Origin of the sequence: Acutalibacter caecimuris (assembly GCF_034335085.1) — a bacterium.
Taxonomy (GTDB): domain Bacteria; phylum Bacillota; class Clostridia; order Oscillospirales; family Acutalibacteraceae; genus Acutalibacter; species Acutalibacter caecimuris.
This window is the reverse complement of record NZ_JAWXXJ010000009.1, coordinates 45519-66908: the sequence shown is the minus strand read 5'-3', so window position 1 is coordinate 66908 and position 21390 is coordinate 45519. Positions and strand designations below refer to the sequence as shown.

The 21390-nt window shown below is 57.0% G+C and carries 23 protein-coding genes; all 23 read right to left on the bottom strand.

Annotated features, from left to right (window positions below):
• Positions 1 to 7: 7 nt before the first annotated feature.
• Complete coding sequence (locus U8U01_RS06885; protein ID WP_322172826.1) at positions 8 to 742, bottom strand: flagellar hook-basal body protein; 735 nt, start codon at positions 740 to 742, stop codon at positions 8 to 10.
• Between the two features lie 32 nt (positions 743 to 774).
• Positions 775 to 1539: a flagellar hook-basal body protein gene (locus U8U01_RS06880; RefSeq protein WP_322172825.1), complete on the bottom strand. Its 765-nt coding sequence runs from the start codon at positions 1537 to 1539 to the stop codon at positions 775 to 777.
• Between the two features lie 208 nt (positions 1540 to 1747).
• Entirely contained in the window at positions 1748 to 2542 is a 795-nt protein-coding gene (locus U8U01_RS06875) for a sigma-70 family RNA polymerase sigma factor (RefSeq protein ID WP_322172823.1), read from the bottom strand.
• Positions 2539 to 4638: a flagellar biosynthesis protein FlhA gene (flhA, locus tag U8U01_RS06870; RefSeq protein ID WP_322172821.1), complete on the bottom strand. Its 2100-nt coding sequence runs from the start codon at positions 4636 to 4638 to the stop codon at positions 2539 to 2541. The genes U8U01_RS06875 and flhA overlap by 4 nt, the downstream gene beginning before the upstream one ends.
• 146 nt (positions 4639 to 4784) lie before the next feature.
• Entirely contained in the window at positions 4785 to 5867 is a 1083-nt protein-coding gene (flhB, locus tag U8U01_RS06865; RefSeq protein ID WP_322172820.1) for a flagellar biosynthesis protein FlhB, read from the bottom strand.
• 48 nt (positions 5868 to 5915) lie between these two features.
• Entirely contained in the window at positions 5916 to 6692 is a 777-nt protein-coding gene (locus tag U8U01_RS06860) for a flagellar biosynthetic protein FliR (RefSeq protein ID WP_322172819.1), read from the bottom strand.
• A gap of 3 nt (positions 6693 to 6695) precedes the next feature.
• Positions 6696 to 6953 carry a flagellar biosynthetic protein FliQ gene (locus tag U8U01_RS06855; RefSeq protein ID WP_367575605.1) on the bottom strand — a complete coding sequence of 86 codons (258 nt, stop codon included), beginning with the start codon at positions 6951 to 6953 and terminating at the stop codon, positions 6696 to 6698.
• 67 nt (positions 6954 to 7020) lie between these two features.
• Positions 7021 to 7695: a flagellar type III secretion system pore protein FliP gene (fliP, locus tag U8U01_RS06850; RefSeq protein WP_322172818.1), complete on the bottom strand. Its 675-nt coding sequence runs from the start codon at positions 7693 to 7695 to the stop codon at positions 7021 to 7023.
• A 10-nt stretch (positions 7696 to 7705) separates the two neighbouring features.
• Positions 7706 to 8107, bottom strand: a complete 402-nt coding sequence (locus tag U8U01_RS06845; RefSeq protein WP_322172817.1) for a FliO/MopB family protein — start codon at positions 8105 to 8107, stop codon at positions 7706 to 7708.
• Complete coding sequence (locus tag U8U01_RS06840) at positions 8107 to 8472, bottom strand: response regulator (RefSeq protein WP_322172815.1); 366 nt, start codon at positions 8470 to 8472, stop codon at positions 8107 to 8109. The genes U8U01_RS06845 and U8U01_RS06840 overlap by 1 nt, the downstream gene beginning before the upstream one ends.
• 84 nt (positions 8473 to 8556) lie before the next feature.
• Entirely contained in the window at positions 8557 to 9978 is a 1422-nt protein-coding gene (gene fliN / locus U8U01_RS06835) for a flagellar motor switch protein FliN (protein WP_322172814.1), read from the bottom strand.
• Positions 9968 to 10987 (bottom strand): flagellar motor switch protein FliM, encoded by a 1020-nt coding sequence (locus U8U01_RS06830; protein WP_322172813.1) that lies wholly within the window; start codon positions 10985 to 10987, stop codon positions 9968 to 9970. The genes fliN and U8U01_RS06830 overlap by 11 nt, the downstream gene beginning before the upstream one ends.
• 4 nt (positions 10988 to 10991) lie before the next feature.
• Positions 10992 to 11921, bottom strand: coding sequence for a flagellar motor protein MotB (locus U8U01_RS06825; protein ID WP_322172812.1), 930 nt, complete (start codon positions 11919 to 11921; stop codon positions 10992 to 10994).
• Between the two features lie 248 nt (positions 11922 to 12169).
• Entirely contained in the window at positions 12170 to 12985 is an 816-nt protein-coding gene (locus U8U01_RS06820) for a motility protein A (RefSeq protein WP_322172810.1), read from the bottom strand.
• 40 nt (positions 12986 to 13025) lie between these two features.
• Complete coding sequence (locus U8U01_RS06815) at positions 13026 to 13280, bottom strand: flagellar FlbD family protein (RefSeq protein WP_322172808.1); 255 nt, start codon at positions 13278 to 13280, stop codon at positions 13026 to 13028.
• Positions 13281 to 13473: 193 nt separating this feature from the next.
• Positions 13474 to 14832 carry a flagellar hook-basal body complex protein gene (locus tag U8U01_RS06810; protein ID WP_322172806.1) on the bottom strand — a complete coding sequence of 453 codons (1359 nt, stop codon included), beginning with the start codon at positions 14830 to 14832 and terminating at the stop codon, positions 13474 to 13476.
• Positions 14833 to 14908: 76 nt separating this feature from the next.
• Positions 14909 to 15301: a TIGR02530 family flagellar biosynthesis protein gene (locus tag U8U01_RS06805; protein WP_322172804.1), complete on the bottom strand. Its 393-nt coding sequence runs from the start codon at positions 15299 to 15301 to the stop codon at positions 14909 to 14911.
• A 20-nt stretch (positions 15302 to 15321) separates the two neighbouring features.
• Positions 15322 to 15909 (bottom strand): flagellar hook assembly protein FlgD, encoded by a 588-nt coding sequence (locus U8U01_RS06800; RefSeq protein ID WP_322172802.1) that lies wholly within the window; start codon positions 15907 to 15909, stop codon positions 15322 to 15324.
• A gap of 100 nt (positions 15910 to 16009) precedes the next feature.
• Entirely contained in the window at positions 16010 to 17155 is a 1146-nt protein-coding gene (locus U8U01_RS06795) for a flagellar hook-length control protein FliK (RefSeq protein WP_322172800.1), read from the bottom strand.
• 261 nt (positions 17156 to 17416) lie between these two features.
• Positions 17417 to 17875 (bottom strand): flagellar export protein FliJ, encoded by a 459-nt coding sequence (fliJ, locus tag U8U01_RS06790; RefSeq protein WP_322172798.1) that lies wholly within the window; start codon positions 17873 to 17875, stop codon positions 17417 to 17419.
• Positions 17876 to 18003: 128 nt separating this feature from the next.
• Positions 18004 to 19311: a flagellar protein export ATPase FliI gene (gene fliI, locus U8U01_RS06785; RefSeq protein ID WP_322172797.1), complete on the bottom strand. Its 1308-nt coding sequence runs from the start codon at positions 19309 to 19311 to the stop codon at positions 18004 to 18006.
• Positions 19312 to 19323: 12 nt separating this feature from the next.
• On the bottom strand, positions 19324 to 20169 hold the full coding sequence (locus U8U01_RS06780; protein WP_322172796.1) for a FliH/SctL family protein: 846 nt from the start codon (positions 20167 to 20169) through the stop codon (positions 19324 to 19326).
• 141 nt (positions 20170 to 20310) lie between these two features.
• Entirely contained in the window at positions 20311 to 21303 is a 993-nt protein-coding gene (fliG, locus tag U8U01_RS06775) for a flagellar motor switch protein FliG (protein ID WP_367575607.1), read from the bottom strand.
• Between the last annotated feature and the right edge of the window lie 87 nt (positions 21304 to 21390).

Below are 21390 nucleotides of genomic sequence, written 5' to 3'. Positions count from 1 at the left end.
CAAAGGTTTATCTGCGCAGGTCATTCACTGTGGTTTCGATCTCGTCAGAGGTCTGAATCATCTTCAGCGCATAGGTAAACGAGCGCTGGGACTCAATCACCTTCGTCAACTCGTTGGCCAAATCCACATTAGACTGCTCCAGCACCCGGTGTACCAGTTTGCCGGTGCCCACCCGCAACTGGCCGTTTTTCTCAATTGGCTCAAAACGGTTTTCGCTTAGGTGCACCATGCCGTTGGTGTTGATAAAGTCGAATATTCCCACCGGCAACTCTGCGTCCAGTTTTTCCTGGTCCACTTCTATCAGTTGTCCGGCGTTACTCATTACAAACCGTCCCAGCCCGTCAGAGAGGTACCAGTGGGTTTCCATTTCGCCGTTTGCGCCCTCCAGCATATACTGCGACATGGTAAAGGAACCGTCCCGGCTGTAGCTGTAAGCGCCTGTGGCCGGATCCCACAGGGCAAAAAAGCCGTCCCCGTCAATGGCATAGTCCATGCCCCGCCCGGTATCTGCAAAGCCCGTGGCACTAAAGTCTGTATCGGCCGCCACCATATACGCGCCGGTGCCCCTGGGCATCTCATCCTCTTGGGCCCCATTGATATAGTCGTACATCAGGTCTGAAAAAACCGGCTTTTTAGCCTTAAAGCCATAGTTATTCACATTGGCGATGTTATTACCATGCACATTCAGCCGCACCTGCTGCTGCCATGCCCCCACCGCCGCCGTGTAAAAGGATTGGTTCATGCTATCTCGCCCCTTCCCGTCTTATGGATTATTTATTGAAGCCTGCCCAGGTCATTGGCTGCGTGGCTCATGACCTGGTCATACATCTTTGTCAGCGTTGCCGAACTCTGGTAAGCCCGCTGGGTGCTGATCATCTTCACCATCTGCTGTACCAGCCCCACGTTCGAGCGCTCCAACATCCCGTGGTGCAACAAGGTGGGCCGCACTTGGGGCTGGCCACCGCCCCCCTCAGGCACAAACATCCCCATAGGATCCTTTGTCAGCGTGCCGGGGTCCTCAAAGGCATATACGCCTATCTGTCCCATATAGGCCCCTTCTTTGGTGTAGATGCGCCCATAATCGTCTGTGGTAATCTTATCCGTGACCAACAGGATCTCTTCGCCGTTCACGTCCAGTACCCGGCCATGGTCAGGCAAGGCCAGGTAGCCCTCCTCGTCCAGCGAAAAATCGCCGGCCCTGGTATACACCACACCGTCCCCGGCCTGTATAGCAAAGAAACCCGTGCCGTCGTCATCTATGGCAAAATCCAGCGGCATATTGGTGGCGTCAAAACTGGCCTGGCTGTAGTCGGTGTACAACCGGCTGGGTACAGTGGCATAACTCTGATTGCCAATATCCTCATAGTTCTTGTTTTTGTTGCCCACTATGGTGTACATGACCTCGTCAAAGGTCTGCCCCGTAAAGCAGTCTGCCTTAAACCCGGTTGTGGACACATTGGCCATATTATTGGAGATCACATCCAGGTTTTTACCGTGGGTGATCATCCCCGATGCCAGATTATAGAACCCTTTGAACATATTTGATTTGACCCCCGTTCTCTCGGCTTATCATAATTATAGCACCTTTTGGCTGGTTTTGCACTACCAAAAGTTGAAAAAACTCCAAATATTTCGTGCGCCCCTCTTCTGGGCTCCCCTTGCCGTTATCTGCCGCGCAGTTGCTTTCCCGGCTTTGGCTCTTGCCATTGATGCGGGTACCAGCTTAGCTTTCATTTCCTGCTGAGCTTTAGTTCCCCTCCTGTAGGTATTTCTCCATAATCACCTTCAGCTTTTGCACAGCCCTGGCGTGTATCTGGGATACCCGCGGCGGCGTAATATCCATCACCATCGCGATGTCCTTCATCTTTAAGTTCTGCTCATAATACAGGGAGAGCACCAACTGCTCGTTCTCCTTCATGGAACTGATGGCTTCTGTCAGGGTTTTCGTCAGTTCCTGGTTCATCAAGGATTGCTCCGGCAGCCCGCCGCTGGTACCGTCGGTGCCTGGGTCGGCCGGCCACTGGTCGCTGCTTTCAAACAACTCCTCAAAAGAAAGTATACTGTGTAACGAGGCATTGGCCATCGCCTCTTGGTACTCTTCCATACTCAGCCCCAGGCGTTCCGCTATCTGGCTGTCAGTGGGCAGCTTGCCTGTTTCGTTATACAAATCTGTCATGGCTTTTTCAATGCGCTGGGCCCTTTGCCGCACCGTACGGGGCACCCAGTCTTGCTGCCGTGCCAGATCCACAATCATCCCCCGGATGCGCTTGGTCACATACATCTCAAACCGGCCCTTCTCCGGGTCAAACTTATCCACCGCGTCCGCCAGCACGATCAAGCCCTCGTTGATAATGTCATCCAACTGGGTAAAGCTGCAAAACACGCCCCTGATCTGTAGGGCAATACTCTTGATCAGCCCTGTGTACCGCATGGCGATTTCCCACTTCAGCGTCTTGTCGCCACTCTGCTTATAGAGGGCGAACAACTCCTCCGTGGTCATGCCTTCATAGTCTTTTCCCGTTTCAGGGGCCGCGGGCCTCATGACCCCACCGCCCTTCGCACATTAGGCTGCTGCATGGTCACATTGCCCAGGGACTGTATCTGCACTGTGCCCACAATCTCGCTGAAAGAAAGTACATACAGGTTGGCAAAGTACTGGGACAACAACCGGCTTAAGTAGATACGCACCACCTGGCTGGTCAACAGGATCGGCGACTGGCCCAACTCCGCAAACTTTGGCATATGTTCTGCCAGTTGGGTGATCAGTGCCTGTATCAAATCCGGCTCCATAGCCAAGTAAATGCCATGCTCGTTCTTGGTAAGGGAGGCCACCACCCGGCGCTCCACCTCCGCGTCCAGGGTAACTGCCCGTAGCTGCCCGTCCTGGCAGAACCGGCGGGTAATCGTCCGGCTCAGGGCGTTGCGCACACTTTCGGTAATCAGGTCGGGATCCCTGGTGGTGCCCATGGCATCTACCATGGTTTCCAGGATGGTCTGCATATCCCGGATGGGTATACCCTCCATCAACAAGTTCCGCAACACCTTTTCCAGCAGCGCGTAAGAGATCACTGCCGGGCAGGCCTCCTCCACCAATTCCGGAGAAGTGCGTTTTAGGTTCTCCACCAACTGGATGGTTTCCGTGCGGGTTAACAGCTCATAGGCGTGCTTTTTGATCGTTTCAGACAGGTGGGTCAAAATAACGGACAGCGGATCAATAACCGTATAGCCGTAAATCTCCGCCATCTCCTTGTTCTCCGGCAAAATCCATCGGGAGGGGATGCCATAAGCAGGTTCCACGGTTTCTATGCCGTCTATCTCCCCCAGGGGCTTGGAGGGCTCCAGGGCCAGGTAGTAATCTACCAATATCTCGCCCTTTGCCACTTCCTCGCCCTTGATACGGATGGTATACTGGTTGGTACCGATAACCGAACTGTCGTGCATCCGCACCGTAGGCACAACAAAACCCATCTCCTGGGCATACTGCCGCCGGAAGATGACAATACGGTTGATCAATTTGCCGCCACTGCTCTCGTCCACCAGGGGGATCAGGCTATACCCCACCTCCATCTCAATGGGCTCCACTGTCAGCAGGTTGTATACATTGTTGATATCCTTGTAATAGTCAGCCTCTGCCGGGGCGGCCTCCGGGGCTACCTCCTCCTGCACAGCCATTGCCGCGGCCTCCTCCTGTGCCTTCCGGGCACGCATCTGGCGGCTGAGCACAAATCCAAACCCGATTAGCACCGCAGCCACTACAGACAGGGAGAAGTGGGGGGTATTGGGCATCAGCGCCAAAAAGATCAACGCCGCGCCGGCTGTAACAATCGCCCGGGGCTGGGCCGTGAACTGTTTGATCACGTCGGTATTCAAGCTGCCGTCGGACACGGAGCGGGTCACGATCATGCCCGTGGCAGTGGAGATCATCAGGGCAGGTAGCTGGGACACCAGGCCGTCACCAATGGTGGCGGTAGAATAGCGGGTGAGCACCTCACCCAGTTCCATGCCGCCGGAAAGCATCCCAATGGCAAAGCCGCCGATCAAGTTGATGAAAGTGATGATCAGCGACATCACCGCGTCGCCCTTTACGATCTTGGTAGCACCGTCCATGGCGCCGTAAAAGTCCGCTTCCCGCTGTATCTTCTCCCGGCGGGACCGGGCCTCCTGCTCGTTGATGAGCCCGGTATTCAGGTCGGCGTCAATGGCCATCTGTTTGCCAGGCATGGCATCTAGGGTAAAGCGGGCAGCCACTTCGGCCACGCGCTCGGCGCCTTTGGTGATGACGATAAACTGCACCATCACGATGATGAAGAAGATGATGAAACCAATCACCACATTGCCGCTGGTGATCAAATCGCCAAAGGCTTTAATAACATCACCGGCATAGCCCTGGTAGAGGATCTGCCGGGTGGTAGACACGTTCAGCCCCAGCCGGAACAGCGTGGTTATCAGCAACAGCGAAGGATAGATGGAGAACTCCAACGTTTCCTTTATGTTCATGGTGATCAGCAAGATCACAATGGACAAAGCAATGTTGATGACCAAAAAGACGTCCAGCAACTGCGTGGGCAAGGGTATAATCAGGAATAGCACGATCACAACCACCATCAGCGATACGCTGTTGTTCAAGATGCGTTTCATCTGTGCTCCCCCTTCCTTAGTTCTATGTGTAAATTCTGCGCCCTGAAGAAAACCTATCTCCCCGTACCGGGCCGGTACTTCCCGCCAGTTTCCTGGCCAGTGGGCTGGGGTGGGGCCCCTTACTCATTTCTCCATACTTTATATATTTATTCGCCTGTTGCTTGCCCAGGCAGCTTATTTCCCAATTTAAAGATGTACACCAGCACCTCCGCCACCGCTGCATACAGGTCAGGCGGGATCTCCTTGTCCAGTTCCGCCTGGGCGTATAGGGCCCGTGCCAGGGGCACGTTCTCCACTACCGGCACATGGTGCTCCTCCCCCTTGGCCACAATGCGTGCGGCCAATTCGTCCTGGCCTTTAGCCAGCACCACAGGGGCGGTATCCTTCCCCTGCTTATACCGCAGGGCCACCGCAAAGTGGGTGGGGTTCCGTATAATTACGTCTGCGTCCGGCACCTGCTGCATCATCCGCTGCTGTGCCATCGTGCGTTGCACCTGCCGTATGCGGCTTTTGATCTGCGGGTCGCCTTCCGTCTGCTTATATTCTTCTTTAATCTCCTGTTTCGACATCTTCATCTGCCGTTCATGCTCCCAGCGCTGATAGAGGAAGTCGAAAAAGGCAATGGCCACAAATGCCAGGCACACCTGTAGCAGCATATTGAAAATCTCCTGGAACAGTTCCTGGCAGGCCGCCCCCAGGTCTGTGTACATAAACCGGGAGGCTATATTCATCAGGTTGATCAGGTTGTTGTAGATAAACAGCAGCAGTATGGTAATCTTAATAAGCCCCTTGACCGCCTCCATGATACTGCGCAAGGAGAACAGCCGCTTAAAGCCGTTTAAAGGGCTTATCTTGCTAAACTTGGGCCGGATGATTTCACCCGCCACCAAAAACCGGGTCTGGGCCAGGGTTGCCGTTATGCCTACCAGCATGGTTGCGGCCAGCATCGGCCCTGCCGTTACCACAAAGGTCATAACCCCCTGGAAGAGCAGTTCCCCCATATAATACGCGCTGCCATTGGCTACCGTATCCATGGCAAAACCGGAACAGCGGGTAAAGAACTCCCCCAGTTGTGCCGCCATGTTGGGGAACATCACCCGCAACATGATCACGCTTGCCACCAGGGTCGAAACCGCAATAATGTCCTGGCACAGCAGGATATTACCTTTTTTTCGTTCGTCACGCCGTCGTTTCGGCGTTGCCTTTTCGGTTTTGTCCTCGCCGGGCATATTCACCACCTCGCTTTATCGCCGGTTTCTTCTGCACCTCTCTGGGGGCTATCCCCCGCCGGCCAGCGCAATGGCCTGTTCCACCTCCAAAAGCATGGTATTCTCCATCTCCATCAAAAATTCACTAAAGGGGCTGATTAAGAAGTACAGCAGGATAATGCCCACCAGCACCTTCAACTCAATGTTAATGGCAAACACGTTGATCTGCGGGATAGCTTTCATCAGCACCCCCATGCCCACCTGGCCCATTAGTTCCGCACCCAGAACCGGCAAGCACAGCTTAATGGCCAGCAATGTGCACTCTATAAACAACTGTGCCACCTTCTCCGCCGCGGCGTTTCCCAAAGCGGCGCTGCCAAAAGGCACCAGCCCGCCGGAATCCAGCATAAGCCGCAACAGTGTCTGGTGGCCGTTAGCCGTGAAAAAAATCAAAATCGCAAAAATATTCAGCACATTGGCCGCCGGCGTTGCCTGCCCCTGGAAACTGGGGTCATAGGTCTGGGCCATGGCCATACCCATCTGCTCGTCCATGATATGCCCCGCGTAAGCAGGTACAAACAGGAAGAGGTTGATAATAACGCCAATAAACCACCCGATGGCCACCTCCAGCATCAGCCGCACCGCCAGTTCAATAAATGTAGCCGGGGCTGTTACCGTGCCCGTATAGGTATAACTTACCGACATAGCCAGCACCAAAGTCATCCCGGACTTAAAGTAGGCAGGTATATTGTTGCGCCCAAAAAATGGGTTAAACAACACAAACCCGGCCATGCGCATAAAGATGTACATAAACAGTGTAAGGCCGTTCCAATCAAATGCATCCATAGGCTATCCTTTCATCAGGTCGAACAGCCCAAAGAAAAATCCTTGCAGGGTTTCCATCATCCAGCTTCCGCCAATAACCAGGAACAGCACCACCACGATCAGTTTCAGGATAAACGAGATCGTCTGTTCATGGATCTGCGTGACCGCCTGCAAAATGGCCACGATCACGCCCACAACCATGCTTAGCAGCAACATGGGCGCGGCCAACCGGATCACAACGCCGATAGCCTCCCGAAAAACGTCTACCACCGGCAAATCCACTGGCAGTCACCTCGCTTTCCTGTCATAGTTTCCTCTGTATATCCTGGGCAAGGGGATCCCGCGGGGCTCAGTTAAAGGTCTGTACCAACGTAGAGAACACCATCTCCCAGCCGTTTATGCTGATGAAAAGCAGCAGCTTAAAGGGAGTAGAGATCATGGACGGCGGCAGCATCACCATGCCCATCGACATCAATGTGGAAGCCACAATAATGTCTATCAGCAGAAACGGGATATACAGATAAAAACCTATCTCAAAAGCCCGTTTCAACTCAGTGGTGATAAACGCCGGGGTTATCACCCGCAGGGGCAGGTCAATGGCCGTTTCCTCCGTGCCTGGATTTTCCACATTGGCCAAGTCACAAAACATATTCAAGGCCGAAGGTTCTGTATTACGCAGCATAAATTCCTTCAGCGGCACCTGTGCCTGGTCAAAAAACTCATCTTGGGTGATCTCTTCGTTGATGTATGGCGTATATGCCTGTGTATTCACCTGGTCGATCACCGGCCCCATTGTAAACAAAGTCAAAAACAGGGCCACTCCCACCAGCACCATGTTAGGCGGGGTCTGCTGGGTACCCATAGCGTTGCGCAAAAAAGAAAGCGTGATGATATACCGGGTGAAGGAGGAGCACATGATCACCAGCGAGGGGATCAGGGCAATCAGCGTGGTCAGGATGATGATCTCCAGCGCCTGCACACTGTCGCCGTTAATATTGATAATTCCTTCTAAATTCTCAGCCAATCCATCACGCTCATTTCTTTTTGGGGAAATTCTCCCGCAAAATGTCCACAAAGCTGGGGGCATTTCCGGGGGGTTCCAGTTTTTGCAGCCAGGGCTTGGCCTCTTCCTCCGTCAGTTCTGTCAGTACACTGACCCCACCGCCGGTTACGCCCAGCAACAGGCAGCGCTTTTCCACGCGTACCAGTACCAAACGCTCATTTTTGCCCAAGTTCACCTGCCACAGCAGTGCAAGCCCGCCACCAGCCGGGTTTGTACCCTTTGCCCACCCCGGCATACCGTGCCGGCCTATCAGTTTTGTGCACCAATAGGCCAGCGCCAGTACAGCCGCAACGGTCAAAAGCATCCCCAAAAGGGAGAGCACACTTCCACCCATGCCAACGGCAAGCCCCCGCAGCGTCGCCGCCACCCGCATCAGGGTGCGCCGACAATGGAGGTGACAGTTTTCATGATACGGTCAGACTTAAAGGGCTTAACAATAAAGTCCTTTGCCCCGGACTGGATGGCCTCAATAACCATAGCCTCCTGGCCCATGGCAGAGCACATCACGATATTGGCAGAACTGTTCTTGGCCCGCATAGCCTTCAGGGCCTCCAGGCCGTCCATGTTGGGCATGGTGATGTCCATGATCACCAGGTCCGGGTTGATCTCCGTAAACTTCTCCACTGCGTCGGCCCCGTCCACTGCCTCATACAGGTCGGTGTAGCCGTTCTTGGACAGGGTGTCCTTGATCACCTTGCGCATGAAAGCCGCGTCGTCAACCAATAAGATCTTTGCCATAGTTGTTCATCCTCTTTTCAAAATGATTTACTGCTTGCTTTGAGAGGGGCCTGCCGGGGCAGGGGCTCCGGCGGTCCCGTTGTTTCATTTTTGCTGGGTGATCTCTTCAATGCCCGGTTTCTTCAATATTTCTGTTACCCGGATGCCGAAGTTATCGTCCACCACGACCACATCGCCCCTGGCAATACATTTGCCGTTGACGAACAGGTCTACCTGGTCGCCGGCCAGTTTATCCAGTACCACCAGCGATCCCTTTGAGAAGGAGAGGATCTCCTGCACCCGTTTTCTGGTGCGGCCGATCTCCACCGTGACCTCCAGCGGTACGCCCATGATCAGATCCAGGTTTTCGCTTTGCTCCTGGCTCAGTTCCTCGCCGTTTTCCAGTTTCGGCATGGAGGGCGGCGTGGTGCTGATCAATTTCGGGTCAGGCTGTGGCGGGTAATAGGGATAACCCGGATAAGGCGGGTAGTAGGGGTAGCCTGGATAAGGCTGCTGCATCCCCTCCTGGCCGGGCATGGGCATCATGGGCATTTGCGGCGGCATCTGGGGCTGCATAGGCATTTGGCCCGCTGCCGGCGGGACTGGCTGCTGGGGGGCCGCCGGGGCCGCTGCCCCACCGGCCATCAGCTTTTCTATTTCTTCCTGGCTCATTACCCCGCCAGAGGGGGCTGCCGGGGTCGGGGCTGCCGCGGCTCCACCGCCCAGCAGTTTCTCTATCTCCTCCTGGCTCATCACCCCGCCAGAGGAGGCAGCCGGGGTAGGGGCAGGGGCCGCCTCGCCGCCTAACAACTTCTCTATCTCTTCCTGGCTCATCACCCCACCGGCGTCTGCTGCCGGTTGCGGGGCAGGCGGTGCCGGTGCCGGTGCAGGGGCCGGGGTGGATACCGGCGCCGGAAGGGTTTCCGGCTCATCCTCCAGCCCAAAGCCTGCCACCAGTTCTTTGGCCAGGTCTACCGAAATCACGTTCATAAATTCGCTTTGCAACTGATTTTCAATGGTCAGTGCAAACCGTACAACTACAATGGGGCCTTCCTGTACAGGCATACGGTCCCGTTTCATGGACTCCTGGTCGTACACGTCAAAGGTTTCCGGGGTGGAGATATTCACCACCCGCCCCAGGAAGTCAGACAAAGCCGTGGCGGCTGCACCCATCATCTGGTTCATCACTTCGCAAACCGCGCTCAGGCTCAATTCATCCAGTACAAATTCGTCCAGCGGCGTATCCGAGCCCATCAGGATGTCCACGATGACCTTGATGTCACTCATGCGCAGCAGCATCAGGTTGCTGCCGTCCAGGCCGGAAACATACTTGATCTCCACGCCCACTGCCGGTTCAATGTCCCCCAGCTCAAAGTCCTTCACATCCACCACAGTTACGGTGGGTGTGGTGATGTCCACCCGATGGTCCAGCATATTGGAAACCGCCGTCGCTGAAGAGCCCAGACTGATGTTCATGATTTCGCCGATGGCGCTGATCTCCATGGGTTTGAAAACATTATTGTTCATTTGCTAAACTGTCCCCTCTTCCGGCGTTATGGTACACCTCTTTAATCTTCACCGCCAGCTTTTTGTCGCTGACCCCCATCAGCCCGTTAAACCATCTCTGACCGCCAACGTACAGATTCAGCGCGCTGTCTTTCTTTTGGTTCAGGTCAATCACATCGCCCACATTCAGCCGGTATACATCGTCCAGCCGCAGGGTGGTGCGGGCCAGTTCCGCCCGTATTTCCAGGGTGGACTCCCGCAAGTGGTCAAATATCTCATCCCGATGTTCCAGGCTGTTGGCTTTTTTGGCGGGGTTCCCGGCGCTGATCTCCGTAAAGATCTGCATGAGCACCTCTTCCGGCATCACCACGCTGATGCTCCCCTCGATATTGGGGAAACTCACCTTTAGGTCAACGATGACCACCGTTTCCTCTAGGCCAATGAGCTGGACCAGTGTGGGGTTATTTTCCACCCGGCCAAACTCATACTCCAACTGTATGTAGTTCTCCCAGGCCACGCCCATACGGGAAACGAAGTCCTGCAAAAGCACCTCATACAGCTTAAGGTCCAATTCCGTGTAGGTATAATCGTCCGGCAGGTTATCCACGTCGCCGTCACCGCCGGTCATCCGGTCCATCATGCTGACCATAATGGGGGCCGAGGCGTAGAACAGCACCGGATCCTCCTCCCGCTCCTCCTTTAACACCAGGTGGGCGGTGGTCAGCACCGCGCTGTCGCTAAGTGCGTTGGAGAATTCGAAGTAAGTAACCTCTTCTACCGACTCCACCCCGATCTCACAGGTGGCGTGTACCAGGCCGTTGATCCGGGTGGTCAACACCCGTGAGTAGTTCTCAAAAATGCTGTTTAGCATTTTCAGCCTGTCCTTGGTGAACTTCTTCGGGTTGGTAAAGTCATATTTTCTATATTTCTTTTCCGGCTGTTCCTCTTCAGCAGGCGGTTTGTCATTTCCACTGCTATTCATGGAGTTCAGCAGGGCGTCTATCTGGCTTTGAGATAATACCTCTGGCATCCGCCTAACCCTCCCCGCTTGAACTGGCAGGCCCGGCTGTGGCGCTGTCCTGCGCGCTGCTAGTAGCCGTCCCCCCCTTATCATCTTCCGGCGCAGAAGAGGACGTTTGCCTTTCGGCCTCGCCGGAGCGCATGGCGTCGTACTGCTCCAGGCAGTCGCCCAAGTCGTTCAACAAGTTCTTGCCGGAAATGATCATCTCTACCCGGCGGTTCTTTTTACGGTTCTCTTCCACATCATTGGGGGCTACCGGGCGGTGCTGGCCAAAGCCCTCACTAACCATACGGCCGGGATCCAAGCCCTTTACCTTTTCCTGTAAATAGGCTGTTACCTGGGCAGCCCGTTCCGCCGCCAGCATCCGGTCCCCTACCGGGGTGTTTGCCTCAGAGGCGCTGGCCTGGGCCGTGTGGCCCATAATGCGCACTTCATCAATATGTGGTGCGGCCTGGTCCAGCATAGGGGCCAGGGTATCCAGCATTTGCCGGCCCGCGCTGAGCAGTTCGTAGCTATCGCCGGAGAAAAACACAGAATCCGCAAAGGAAAGGTACACGTACCCGTCCCCTTTGGTGATCTCTACATTTTTGCCGGACTGATCCACATATTCCTTTATCATCTGGTAGAGCTGGTCAATGGCTACGTCGATCTCCGCCTGCTCGGCCTCTTTCTGGTCAGGATCCACTTCCCCAGGATCCGTCACGCCAGGCTCCCCTTCGTTGGGATCCTGGAAAGGCCCATCGCTGGTGCCAATTTCCGGCACCGTAGGCGAGGACAGGGCGTTGGGGTTAAAACTCAGCGCCGCCGCTTTCCATTTTTCCTCGTCAACGGTCGACATGGAGTACAGCAGTACGAAAAAGCACAGCAGCAACGTTACCATGTCGCCATAGGTGTCCATCCAGTTTGCGCCGCCGCCTTCGCCGCCTCCGCTTTTCTTTCTCATTTCCGCCAGACACCTCCATTCCTGTTTCGTTTTTCATTGCGGCCTGCCTGTTCCGCCGCGCCGGCAATACCATTTCGCCGGACATGGGCACGGCCATGCCCTGCGAAACGCCACTCGCTCCCGATCGTGGCGGCCAAGCCTTCCGCTGGAATCGTTTAATTATATCAAATTTGCCCCCCCGCCGTCAAGTATGCAAACCCACTTTCGGCAGGAAAGTCCTGTAATTTTTTTCCAACTTCCGGGCAGGCTTACCCTTCGCCGCCACCGCCGGTACCTTCGCCCATTTTCTCACGCTGTTTCTGGGCCACAAAGGTCAGCAGCTTTTCCCGCAACATCTTGGGGTTTTCACCGGCTTGTATGCAGGTAATACCCTCTACAATGATCATCTTGTTCAGCACTTCCTCGCTGTCCCGGATACGCAGGTTATTGGCAATGGGGCCAAACACCATGTGGGCCAAAATACAGCCGTACAGGGTGGTAATCAGGGCCACGCTCATGTCCGCGCCGATATTGGAAGAACCACTGGTGGGATCCATGTTCTTCAACATATTGATCAGGCCGATCAGCGTGCCCACCATGCCGAAAGCCGGGGCAATGGCAGACGCCTTATCGTACATAGCCGCCGCCGCGTTGTGCCGGTCTGACATACAGTCGATATCGTTTTCTAGGGTTGCCCGCACCCGGTCCGGGTCGTTGGCGTCCACAATCAGCATAATGGCCTGCTTAAAGAAGGGGTCATCCTGCTCGTTGGCCTTTTCTTCCAGGGCCAGCAGGCCGTCCTTACGGGCGATCTGTGCCAGGTCTACCAGCGCGTTGATGATATTCTCCGGCTTCTGCTTGGGGTTTTTCATCATCACGCCAAAGTGCTTGGGGATGCTGAGGAAGGTTTTCAGCGGGAAACTGGCCATCAGGATGAAGACCGTACAGCCAATCACGATCATAACGCTGGGGCCGTCGCCGAAGTTCATTATCTTCTCAAATTCGTAGGGGGGGAAACCGTTGGCCATGCCCAGCACCATAACGCCGATAGCCACGACTAGGCCGATTAAGTATCCGATATTCATAGGTCATTCACCTTCATTTTAGTATTTCCGGCGGCCGCGCTTATCGCCTGAACCCGGACCGCTGTGTGGAACCACGGGACGGGGCGTCCTCGTTTACCGTGACCTGCCTGTGGATGTCCTGCACCTTTGCGTTGTAATCGGCGATGCGGGTCACGATCTCCTGCACAGACTCCAGTACCAGATAAAAATCCCGGTTCATCATGACAATCTTTGTTTCGGGGATCAGTTCGATGCACTCGATCTGCAGGTGGTTGACCAGGAATTTCTCGCCGCTCGTTTTTGTCAGCATGATCATAACGCTCTTTCTCCCTCCGTAAAATCCCCCGCCCCCAGGGACAGGCACACGGCCTGCCCCGGCGCGGGTTTCTGCCCATTTGTCGGGCTGTGTATTTCTTTGCCGGCCTCCGCGGCTTAAAGGGCTTTGCCGGGGGCGGCTGGTCGATTGGGGTTGCTTGCGCCTTTTTCCGGCGCCGCTATGCCGCTAAGGTTTAGCGTTTCATGTTCACCAGCTCTTCCAGCATGGTGTCCGTTACGGTAACGATACGGGTATTGGCCTGGTAGCCACGCTGGATCATGATCATGTTGCTGATCTCGTTGGCCAGGTCCGTACCGCTGCTCTCCAGGCCGCCGCCAAGGAGTTTGGTGCCGCCGCTGGGCTGCACGCTGAACTCGCCGGGGCCCATGGTGGCCTGTGTGGTGTCAGCCGGCGCTGTGATTGCACCAGTGGTATCGTCCACGGTGGGGATAAACTTGGCGTTGAAGGGGCTATCCTCATGGTTGCTGTTCTTCACCGAGTGGCCTACGGAAGTGGCGCGCACCTCGCCGGCGCCTTCCAGGGCCTGGTAGTAGTGGCCGTCCACGTGGGTAACGCCGTTGGGGTTCTCCACCTTGGCAATGGCGATTGTGCCGATGACCACTGCCTCGCCGGTATTGGTGGTGCAGGTGATGCGCCCGGTGTTCTCGTCAATGCTCACGCTCTCCCGCACGATACGGCTGGTGCCTTCACCGTCCAGAATCTGGCCATAGGTTTCGCTGGTGGGGTCCTTATCCCAGGAGGGATATACCGCCTTGCCGTCCGCGTCCGCTTTAGGGGAGCGGATAGCGGTAAGCACCGGGGCGGAGGTGTACTGCTCAACTACAAAGTACTCAAACTCAGCAGGATTCGTACCGTCCGCCGCCTTTACCTCCCTGGCCTGCACAACCTGCCCCTTATCGTCGATGTAGAAGTTCAGGTCCTTCGGTCCCTTTGTTGCGTCGGCAGCACCCTCTTTAATTACATCTGCCAGTGTGGGCAGGCCGGCTACGCCCTTGTTGGGGGGATTATCCGGGTCCGGTGCCCCTACGTTGCCAAGCGCATTACCCTGCTTTACCGCCGCCTCATACAGCGGGCTGAGCACAGAAAGATAGCCATAAACCACCTGGCCCTGGCCGTCTACCAGATAGCCGTTAGGGTCAAAGCTCAGGTTGCCCAGGCGGGTCAGGTTCATGCCCTTCAAATCATCGGCACCGTTCATAAAGGTGGAAGTCTTATCCCCTACGATCAGGAACCCGTCGCCGTCGATCATTACGTCCAGGGCCTGGCCGGTGGGGGTGTAGTTCTTCGTGCTCATATCAAGGTCAATCGTACCAATAGAAGAGCCGTAGCCGTTCTGGGCGGGGTTTTTACCGCCCACCAGGTTAGAGCCGTTACTACCGCCGCGAACCGTGGTGTAAAGCGCCTCCAAAAACGTGTAACGGGTGGCCTTGTAGGCGTTGGTGTTCACGTTGGAGATGTTTTGGCCAATCACGTTCAGCGCGCTCATATGGGCCCTAAGGCCGGCTACAGCCGCATACATTGCACCTGTCATTCTGTTTTCTCCTTTTCCTGACGCGGTCGGGGCAGGTCAGGCAGGCCTGCCCCCTTAACCTCCTAAAAAGGTCCGGCTAAAGCAATACCGCGCCGTCGATATTCGTAAAGATATTTTCCTTCATCTCGTCCTGGCTCATGGTGGTGATAACCCTGCCATAAGGCACATTGATGATGAAAGCCTGGGTGGCGTTAAACGCCAAAATGTTTTTGGCACCCTTTTCCTGGGCCTTTTCTACCGAGCCTGCCAGTTGCTGCATTAGCGCCGGGGTCAGCTCAATACCCCGCTCCTCTGCCCGGCTTATGGCGTGCTTGGAAAAATTGATGCCCTGGGACTGCCCTTGCTGGCCGCGTTCCTCCCGTACCTGGCTTAGTATATCGCCAAAGCTGGCTTTGGGCGGGGCACTGCGGGCCTGTGTTTCCTGCTGCTGGGGAAGGGCCCTGCCCGCCCCCTGCACGCGGTCCATCATACCCTCTCAACCTCCGTTCTTTATGCCGGCTGCTCCGGTTTCTCAGGGTCAGTGGGCTTATCCGGGTCTGCCGGGTCTGTCGGCTTATCCGGGTCCGTGGGTTTGTCCGGGTCTACCGGATCGGTGGGTTTTTCGCTGCCGTCGGGGTTCAGGTCTGTGCCCTTATCCGGCAGGCGGCCCACCGCCATCACGTCGTTCAGGTAATAACTCTTGTCGCCAATAAAGATGACCTGCATACCGTTGAGGGTACCCGTACCGGTCACGGTGCCCACAATTTCCTTCAGTTCTTTGTTTACATACTGGCCCACTGTTACTTCCTTGCCCACCAGGGAGGCCGCGTAAGTCAGCACCGTAGAGTCGTCAATCAGCGTGCTGATGTTGGTAATTGCCTGCACCACGGACATCTGAACCATTTGGTTCATCATGTCACTGGTCGAGGCTGCGTTGTCTATATCCTGGTTCTGGAACATGGCCACCATCAGGGTCAAAAAGTCGTTCATGTCCAACTCTTTGCCGGCCTTTTTGCTGGTACTGTTCTGGGCTAGCTTATTTACGTTCTGCGTTACGCCGACCCGGTTCCCCAGGTCGCTCATACCGGCTGTTGCCATATTTCTACCGCCTTTCTGTTCTGCATTTGCCGGGGCAAAGCCTGCCTCGGCTACCTGTACGGGCCAGCGGGCGCACCGGTGCCCGGCGCCCCGCCGTCCGTCAGGTTTCTTCCAGCCCGACCAGCCCCAAACGGAGCTGCTGGAGGAAGTCTTCGGTGGTGCCTTTCTGCTTTTTCTCCTGGTGCTGCTGGTTCTGGTGCTGCCGGTTCTGCCCATCGGGGTTCAGGAACTGGTTGGCGTTCTCCGGCTGTTCGGGCTGCTGCACGGTCACTTGCACAGGGCCCTGGAGGTTATCTGCCAGGAACTGCTGGAGTATACCCCCATGCCGCTGCAAAAGGGTCGCGGTCTTTTCCGTAGCGGCGCTCATCATGATGCTTAATGTGCCGTCGGCGCTGCGGGTGATCTCCACCATGACCTGGCCCAGGCTGGCGGGGCTTAGTTGCAGGCGCACCAGGGACTGGCCTTCCTGCACGGCCCGGCTGATCTGGTTTTGCACCTGATCCAGCAGCCTGAGGTCGGTGGGTTCAGCCTCCTCATAGTTGTCGGCAACCTTGATAGGGGCGGCGGTTTCCCGCTGGAAAACCTGCTGCTCCTGGGTCCAGGTGTCTGTAACCTGCACCTCTTCGGGCTGTTCCTCCTCAGAAAGATTGGCCTGATGGCGGCTTACAGGGGCGGTTTCCGTCCGGTTTTCGGGCTGTACCGCCACTTCCGGGCTGCTTTCGGGCAAGGCCACGGTTTCGGCCTGGCCTTCCTCCGGCTGGGCCTGGGGCTGCGCCTGGAAGGACTGGGCGGCCGGCTGGGCCTGGGGCTGTACGGCGGTTTCTGCCGCCTGGGGCTGGGCCATGGGCACCTCCTCAGTAGGGGCGCCGGCTGGCCAAGCGGCGGTAGGGGCCACGGGCTGCTCCAGAGTGGGGGCCTCCAGTTCGCCCACGAGAACGGGCTCTACAGCGGCCACAAGCTCAATAGGCACCACAGGCTGGGAGGTCACGAGGGCCGCGGCCACTTCCTGGCCTTCCTCGACGATCTCCTGGTCTTTGGTGCCGGTGTTTTGGGGCTTTCCGGGCTCCTCCTTGGCCGGGGTTTTGTCCTTCGGGCGGCTTGTTTGCTGGGGTTTTGCGGCCTGGCTCTGCTTGAGGAGCATCTCCTCAAAGTCCGCGCCCTCCTGGCCGGGTTCGCCCGGAAGAAGGGTCTGGGTGGCCTGCATGATGTCCGCAACAAGGCCCTGTGCCAATAGGTTGATGTTCATTTCCTTTCACCTCCTTTCCATGATATGCTATCTATATTCCGCCCACAGGGGGTGCCTGTAGGCCCTGTTTTCTCCGTTTTTGGCCCTGTTCATGGGCAGGTACCGGGCAGGTATCCGGTAGGTATTGAGGGGTTATCGGGCAGGTATTACCGGGATAGCTGGGGGTATTTGGGGGGTATAAACGGGCTTTTTGGGCAGGAAAGCCCTACCCTCGCCCAAAAAGCCGCTTTGTGTAAAGCCGGTTGCTTTACAAAATTGCCATTACAATTCCCCTTCACGGGCTGCCGCCGAGCGGCGGGCCATGACTAGGTCATCGATTTCCTTCTCCTCGGCCTTGGCCAGGGCAAAGTCATACTCGCCCCGCTTGATGTCCTTCAACTTCTCCAAGGACTGGGTTTCCTGCCTGGCCTCTACCAGGCGGGCGCGCTTTTGCTCTTCGTCTTTTTGCATTTCTTTCAGGAGGCTGGCCTCCCGGCGGACAGCGCCTTCCAGCACCTCAATGCCGGTTTCATACTTCATGGAATCGGCAATGGTGATGCCCTCGGCTTTTTTTTGGCGGTACTCTTCCTCGCAGTTGACCCGATTCTGGACCGCCTGCTCCAGCACGGTTTCCTGCCGGCGGACTGCCGCCAGCGCCGAGCCGTGCTCTGCCAGCCGGATATCCAGCACCTGGTTTTTGTACCGCAGCACCGTATCCAACTGGAACTTGAACTTCTTCATGGGAACCGCCCCCTTTCTTTTTAGTATGGTGGGTATGGTATACCGGCGGGCCACGGAAACTTGCCCGTGGTTGCCTATCTATAATTTATACTATGTAGGCCGACCCGGTTGTGTACAAGCCGCCCGGCCTAGCGGCCGGACAGGATCTGGCCCATCTTCTCCAGGCACTGTTCGTAGCTGAAAGCCTCCCGCGTGTCCTGCTTGAGGAAGTCGTTGATCTTGTCGATCTTGGTCAGGGCGAAGTCCAGCTTGGGGTTGGTGCCTGCCTTGTAGGCGCCGATGGACACCAGGTCGGCGTTTTGGTTGTAGACGCTCATAATGTCCCGCAGGCGCGCCGCCATCTGGCGGTGGCTGTCGTCCACCAGTTCCACCATCAGACGGGAGATACTGGCCCCCACGTCAATGGCCGGGTAATGGTTGGCCGCGGCCAGGCTGCGGGAGAGGACGATGTGGCCGTCCAGGATGCCCCGCACGGTGTCGGCAATGGGCTCGTTGGTATCGTCGCCCTCTACCAGCACGGTGTAGATGCCGGTGATGGAGCCTTTTTTGAAGTTGCCGCTGCGCTCCAGCAGCTTGGGCAGCTCGGCGTAGATGGAGGGGGTGTAGCCCCGTGACACCGGCGGCTCGCCAATGGCCAGGCCCACTTCTCGCTGGGCCATGGCGAAACGGGTGAGAGAGTCCATCATCAGCAGCACGTCCAGGCCCTGGTCCCGGAAATACTCGGCTATGCCGGTGGCCACGGTGGGGCACTTCTTCCGCAGCATGGCGGGCTGGTCGGAGGTGGCCACCACCAGGACGGAGCGGGCCATGCCCTCCGGGCCCAGGTCTTTTTCCACGAACTCCAGCACCTCGCGGCCGCGCTCCCCCACCAGGGCAATGACGTTGATATCCGCCTTGACGTACTTGGCGATCATGCCCATGAGGGTGCTTTTGCCTACGCCGGAACCGGCGAAGATGCCCATACGTTGGCCTTTGCCAATGGTAAGCAGGCCGTCGATGGCTTTGACCCCGAACTCCATGCGCTCCCGGATGGGCGGGCGGGTGAGGGGGTTGATGTAACTGCTGCCCAAAAAGTAGGTGTCGCCGCCCTCGAAGGGGCCTTTGTCGTCAATGGGCTGGCCCAGCGCGTTGATGATGCGGCCTTTGAGGAAGGGGCCTACTTTCAGTTGCAACTGGTGGCCGGTGTTGCGCACGAAATTGCCGGAGGAAATGCCGGCCATCTCGGCGTAGGGCATGAGCAACATCCGGTCGTTTTTGAAACCGACCACTTCGGCTGGGATTTGCCCGCCGGACTCACCACTATATATACGGCATATATCGCCCACCGCGGCGCGGCCGCCGCTGGCCTCGATGGACATACCTACGATGTTTTCTATTTTGCCGGTGTGGCCGATGGTTTCCGCCTGCCGCACCTGCCGGATGGTATCTTCAAACATAGGCACCGCCTGTCAGTTCAGCCAGCCGCCCCGGTCCGGGTCGGCATTGGATACGACGCCCCGCAAGGCGTCCAACTGGGTGGACACGCTGGCGTCAATGATCTCGTCGGGCATCTCGATGATACAGGTGCCCGGTTCGTCGCCGGCCATGGGGATGACCCGCACCCGGTCCGAAAGGCGGGACAGGGCCGCGGTGAGTTCCGGGATGGTATTGGCCGAGGCACGGGCGTCGCAGCCGGCTATGTAGACCTGCACCCACTCGCACCGGCGGCGCTTGGCCGTGGCGGATTCGATCATGCGGATGAGGATATCGCCGCTGCTTTTCAGGCTGACACGGATCACCTTTTCGGCAATGGCCAGGGCCAGTTCCTTTAGGTCTTGCTTACTGTCCTCCAAAAGCCGGTCCCGCTGGCGGACGGCCTCTTGCAGGAAGGCGCGCACCTCCTCTTCCTGGGCGGCGGCTTTTTCCTCCAACTCCTGCCGGGCCCGGTTGCGGCCCTCGGCCAGGCCCTGGGCAAAGCCCATGTCGTAGCCGTCTTCCCGTGCCACCTGGCGCAACTGGTCCAGCTCGGCTTGCAGGCTGGCCATGGCCTTTTCCCGCAGGGCCTGGGCCTCTTTTTCGGCATCGACCAAAATGGCCTCGGCCTGGATCTGGGCGAAGTCGACGGCCGTGGGCTCTTTGGGGGGCGTTTCGGGGACGGGGGCGGGCGGGGGGGCTTCCTCCCCGGCTTCTTCCCCATCCCATTGGGGCAGCACCGGCGTTTCCGGCTGGGCGGTGGAAACGGTAAGGTCCTCCGCGTCCGGGAACACATATTTATCAGCCGCTATGGGACGAAAGCGCTTGAAAATACCCGGCATAGGGAGGACCTCCTTATCTCTATAGGCTTATGGGCAGGGTGTTGCAAACTTGCCCCGCAAGTTTTGGCTATACGGAAATAGCCTGTGGATATTATAACATAAAAGGCGGGCGGGCTCAACAGTAAATCGTTGGATTTTGGGTTAGGCGATAATATCGTCTTTGCCGCCCTTGAGGATGATGATCTCGTTTTTGGCTTCCAGATCCCGGATGAGGGCCACAATGCGCTGCTGGGCCTCGTCCACGTCCTTCATGCGCACATTGGTGGTGATCTCCAGGTCGTCCCGGATGGACTCGGCCATACGGGTGGACATATTTTTGTACAGCTTGTTGGCAAGCTCCGCGCTGGCGGGCTTGAGGGCCAGCACCAGGTCGTGGGTGTCGCAGTCCCGGACAAAGCGCTGCACGGAACGGTCGTCCATGGTGAGGATGTCCTCGAACACGAACATACGCTTGCGGATCTCGTCGGCCAGCACTGCGTCGTGCATGGTGAGGCCGTCGAAGATGCTCTTCTCGCTGACCCGGTCCACGTTGTTCATCACGTCGGCTACGAAGTCGATGCCGCCCACCTGGATGTTGCTGGCGCTGAAGATGTTGGCGAACTTGTTGGACATCTCGGTTTCGATGATCTTCACCGCGGCGGGGGAGGCGCTGTCCATGGTGGCGATACGCTCCACTACCTTGATCTGGGTGTCCGGCTCCAACTGGGCCACCACGGCGGCCGCCTTGTCTGGGTCTACATAGGAGAGCACCAAAGCGATGGTCTGGGGGCGCTCGTTTTGCAGGGCTGTGAACAGGTCCTTTTCGCCGGCCTTGTTCATAAAGGCGAACTCCCGGTTCTTCAGGGACTTGGTGACTTTATCCAGCAAAGAGGAGGCGGTTTGCGCGCCGAACGCCTTTTCCAGCACTGTGCGGGCGTACTCCAGGCCGCCCTCGGTGACGGCCTTGTTGGTCATGCACATCTGGTAGTACTCGTTGAGCACCGCCTCGGTTACGTCGGCGTCCAGATACCCCAGCTTGGCGACCTCCAGGGTGATCATCTCCACGTCTTCCGGTTCCATAAACTGGTAGAGCTGGGAGGCTTTGTCCACACCCAGGGAGATGATGACCGCCGCGGCTTTCTGGGCGCCGCTCATGGAGGACAAAAGCTGGGCCTTGAGGGCCAGTTCGGAGGCTTCCACCGCCTCTTCGGCGGGGGAGGTTTCCTCTACCGCCGCGGGCTC